Source organism: Corallococcus silvisoli, from assembly GCF_009909145.1.
Classification (GTDB): Bacteria; Myxococcota; Myxococcia; order Myxococcales; family Myxococcaceae; genus Corallococcus; species Corallococcus silvisoli.
This window is the reverse complement of sequence record NZ_JAAAPJ010000037.1, coordinates 1-4,413: the sequence shown is the minus strand read 5'-3', so window position 1 is coordinate 4,413 and position 4,413 is coordinate 1. Positions and strand designations below refer to the sequence as shown.

At 71.2% G+C, this 4,413-nt stretch carries 1 protein-coding gene; it reads right to left on the bottom strand.

Annotated features, from left to right (window positions below):
* Positions 1 to 4,413: non-ribosomal peptide synthetase (locus GTY96_RS36925; protein WP_161667156.1), on the bottom strand; the 4,413-nt coding region annotated here is incomplete at both ends.

Below are 4,413 nucleotides of genomic sequence, written 5' to 3'. Positions count from 1 at the left end.
CCACCTCCGCTCTCGTGCGGCCCGCGATGGGCGAACCCACGCTGATGTCGCCCTGCCCCGAGTAGCGCGACAGCAACACCTGCCACCCCGCCAGCAACACCATGTACAGCGACGCGCCTTCCCGCTGGGCCAGCGCGATCAACGCCTGTGACAGCTCCAGGGGCAGCATGAAGCCCAGCGTCGTCCCCGACTGCGTGCGCACCGCCGGACGCGGACGGTCCGTCGGCAGCTCCAGCACGGGCGGCGCTCCCGTGAGCGACCGCTTCCAATGGTCCACCTCGCGCTGGAGCGTCGCGCCCTGCAACCAGCCACGCTGCCATGCCGCGTAGTCCGCGTACTGCACCGGCAACGGAGGCAGGGTCCACTCCTGCCCCTGTGCCAGCGCGCCGTACATCGTGACCAACTCCCGGAGCAAGACTCCCACGGACCAGCCGTCGGAGACGGCATGGTGCATCGTGACGACGAGCACGTGGTCGCGCGCGTCCACGCGCAGCAGCAGGGCCCGCAGGAGCGGCCCCCGCGTCAGGTCGAAGGGCCGGGCCATCTCCACCTGCGTCTGGCGCCGCGCCTCCTCCTCCCGCTCCGCCCCGGACGACTCCAGGTCCACGGTCGCCAGCGGCACCTCCACCGACGTGTGGATGCGCTGGACCGGCTGACCCGACTCCTCCTCGAACGTGGTGCGCAGGGCTTCATGACGGCGCACGACCTCCTGCAGTGCCTGCTTCAACGCCTCCGCGTTCAACTCGCCCCGCAGGCGCACCGCCACCGGCACGTTGTAGAGCGAGCTGCCGGGGTCCAGCTGATCGATGAACCACAGCCGCTGCTGCGCGAACGACAGCGGTAGCGATGCCGGACGGATGCCGGCGGTCAACACGGGCACTCCGGAGCGCTGCAGCCGCGAGAGCCGGAGCGCCAGCGCCTCCACCGTGGGCGCCTCGAACAACAGCCGCAGCGGCATCTCCACGCCCAACGACGTGCGGATGCGCGACACCACTTGTGTCGCCAGCAGCGAATGCCCTCCCAGCGCGAAGAAGTTGTCCGTCACTCCCACTCGCGGGACTCGCAGCACCTCCGCCCAGACGGACGCGAGCTTCGCCTCCATCCGGGTGCGCGGGGCCACTGACGCGTCTCCCGCCCGGGCGGCCTCCGGCTCCGGCAGCGCCCTGCGGTCCACCTTGCCGTTCGCGTTCAGCGGCAGCGCGTCCAGCAGCACCAGCGCCGCGGGGATCATGTATTCGGGCATCCCCTGGCGCAGCCCCGCTCGGAGCGTGTCCACCGCCAGCGAGTGGCCCTCCTTCGCCACCGCGTAACCGATGAGCCGCTTGTTCGCGCCATCGCCGCGCACCAGCACCACCGCTTCGCTCACGCCCGGCTGCTGCGCGAGCGCGGTTTCGACTTCGCCCAGCTCGATGCGGAAGCCACGCACCTTCACCTGGAAGTCCAGGCGGCCCAGGTACTCCAGTTCGCCGGTGGCCAACCATCGGACCCGGTCACCCGTGCGGTACAGCCTTCCGCCGGGCTGCGCGCCCATGCCATCCGGAATGAAGCGCTCCGCGGACAGCTCTGGCCGCTCCAGGTAGCCGCGCGCGAGCCCCGCTCCCCCCACGAACAGCTCACCCGGTACGCCTACCGGCACCGGCTGCAGTTCGGGGTCCAGGACATAGCACTGCATGTTTGCCAGGGGCCGGCCCAGCACCGGCCTCACCGTGTCCGCGACGATGGGGCGCGCGGTGACGTCCACCGTGCACTCCGTGGGGCCATACACGTTGAAGGCCTTGAGGCTCGGGAGCGCCGCGAGCCGTGCCCACAGCGCGTCGTCCACCGCCTCGCCGCCCACGAGGACGCGCATGGGCCGGCGCGTCCCCAGCCCCTCGTCCAGCAACAGGCGCAGGTGCGCTGGCGTGCAGTCGAGCACGTCCACCTCCTGCGCCTCCAACCACGCCGCCGTGCGGGCCACGTCCTCGCGCACGTCGGCCGGCACGATGCACAGCGCATGGCCGTCCGCGAGCTGCACCAACTGCTGCACCGACGCGTCGAACGCCAGCGGCGCGTTGAAGCTCACCCGCACCGGAGCGGAGACATCCGCGAACGTCGTCGCCCGGTGCGCGGCGTGCAGGTTCATCATCGACGCGTGCTGCACCATGACGCCCTTGGGACGCCCGGTGCTGCCCGACGTGTAGATGACGTACGCCAGATGCGTCGGGAGGCTCACGCGGGACGGGTTCTCCCGCGACTGCCGCGCCAGCTCCTCATGGGGGCCCGCGTCGTCCAGGCACAGGACCTCCAGTCCCTCCGGGAGCTGCGCGGCGAGCCGCTGCTGGGTGAGCACCCAGCGCGCGCCACAGTCCTTCGCCAGCCAGCCCAGCCGTTCGGATGGCCACGCGGGATCCAGCGGCACGTAGGCGCCGCCGGCCTTCAGCACCCCCAGCGTGGCGACCATCATCTCCACCGAGCGCTCCAGGAAGAGCGCCACGCGCACCTCCGGGCCCACCCCGCGCTGGCGCAGCCAGTGGGCGAGCTGGTTGGCGCGCGCGTTGAGCTGGGCGAAGTCCAAGCGGTGCTCGCCATCCAGCACGGCGAGCGCGTCCGGAGCGAGCGACGCATGCGTCTCCACGCGCTCATGCAAGCACCCGTCCCAGGCGATGGCCCGGCCCGTGTCATTCCATGCGGAGACCACCTGCGCGCGCTCGGCGGCGGGCAGCAGGGGCAGACGGGATACACGCGTGTCCGGGCGCTCCACGGCTCCTTCGAGGAGCGTGAGCAGGTGCGACACCATCCGCTGGACGGTGCCCGCGTCGAACAGCTCCGTGCTGTACTCCAGCACGCCCGTGAACCCGCGCGGCAGCTCCATGAGCGTCACGCTGAGGTCGAACTTCGCGATGGGGCTCTCCGCTTCCACCGGCTTGAGCGCCAGGTCCGGCAGCCGCAGCTCTCCCATCGGCATGTTCTGGAGGGACAGCATCGTCTGGAAGAGCGGCGTGTGGCTGAGGCTGCGCTCCGGCTGCAAGGCCTCCACCAGCTTCTCGAACGGCACCTCCTGGTGCTCGTATGCATCCAGCACCGTCTCTCGCACCTGCGCGAGCAGCTCGCGGAAGGTCAGGCGGCCCTCGACGTTCGCGCGCAGCACCAGCGTGTTGACGAAGAAGCCAATGAGCCCTTCCAGCTCCGAGCGCGTCCGGCCCGCGATGGGCGAACCCACGCTGATGTCCGTCTGCCCGGAGTAGCGCGCCATCAGCACCTGCCAGCTGGCGAGCAGCACCATGTACAGCGACGCCCCTTCACGCTGAGCCAGGGCCTTGAGGCCCTCGCCGAGCGCGCGGGGAAGGGTGAAGGTGTACGCCGCCCCCGCGATGCCTCGCTCGGCTGGCCGCGCACGGTCCGTGGGCAGCTCCAGCACCGGCGGCGCCCCCGCGAGCTTCTGTTTCCAGTAGCCAACCTGCCGCGCCAGCGCGTCTCCCTGGAGCCAGCCGCGCTGCCATGCGGCGTAGCGCGAGTACTGCACCGGCAACTCCGGCAGGGGCGACGGGCGGCCCAGGGAGAAGGCCGCGTACAGCGCGCCCACCTCGCGCACCAGCACGCCCAGCGACCAGCCGTCCGACACGATGTGGTGCATCGTCACCACGAGGACATGCTCGCGCGCCCCGAGCGCGAACAGCCGCGTGCGGAGCAACGGCCCACGCCCCAGGTCGAAGGGACGCATCATCTCCTGCTCGACCTGCCGGCGGGTCTCCGCCTCGCGGTCGGCTTCCTCGAAGGTCCGCAGCTCCACCCGCTCCAGCACCGGGGGCAGGGACGAATGGATCACCTGGATGGCCTGGCCATCCTGCTCCGCGAACGTGGTGCGCAGGGACTCGTGCCGGCGCACGACTTCGTGCAGCGACCGCTCCAGGGCGTCCACGTCCAGCGCGCCCTCCAGCCGCACCGCGACGGGCACGTTGTAGAGCGCCGTGCCCGGGTCCAACTGATCGATGAACCACAGCCGCTGCTGCGCGAACGACAGCGGCGGCGCCGCGTCCACGGCCACGTGCGCCAGCGTCGAAGCATGGGCCCGGCCCGCCTTCTCCACCTGCTGGGCCAGGGCCTCCACAGTGGGTGCTTCGAACAGCGCGCGCAGCGGCAGCTCCGCGCCCAGCTCCGCGCGGATCCGCGATGCCACCTGGGTCGCCAGCAGCGAGTGCCCACCCAGCGCGAAGAAGTCATCCTTCACGCCCACCCGAGGGACGTGCAGCACTTCGGACCAGATGCCCGCCAGCTTCGCTTCCGTCTCCGTGCGAGGGGCTTCGTACCCACGCTCCGAGCGAAGCACCTCGGGCGCAGGCAATGCCTTGCGGTCGAGCTTGCCGTTCGCGCTGAGCGGCAGTGCGTCCAGGACGCAGATGGCCGACGGCACCATGTACTCCGGCAGCTCCTTGC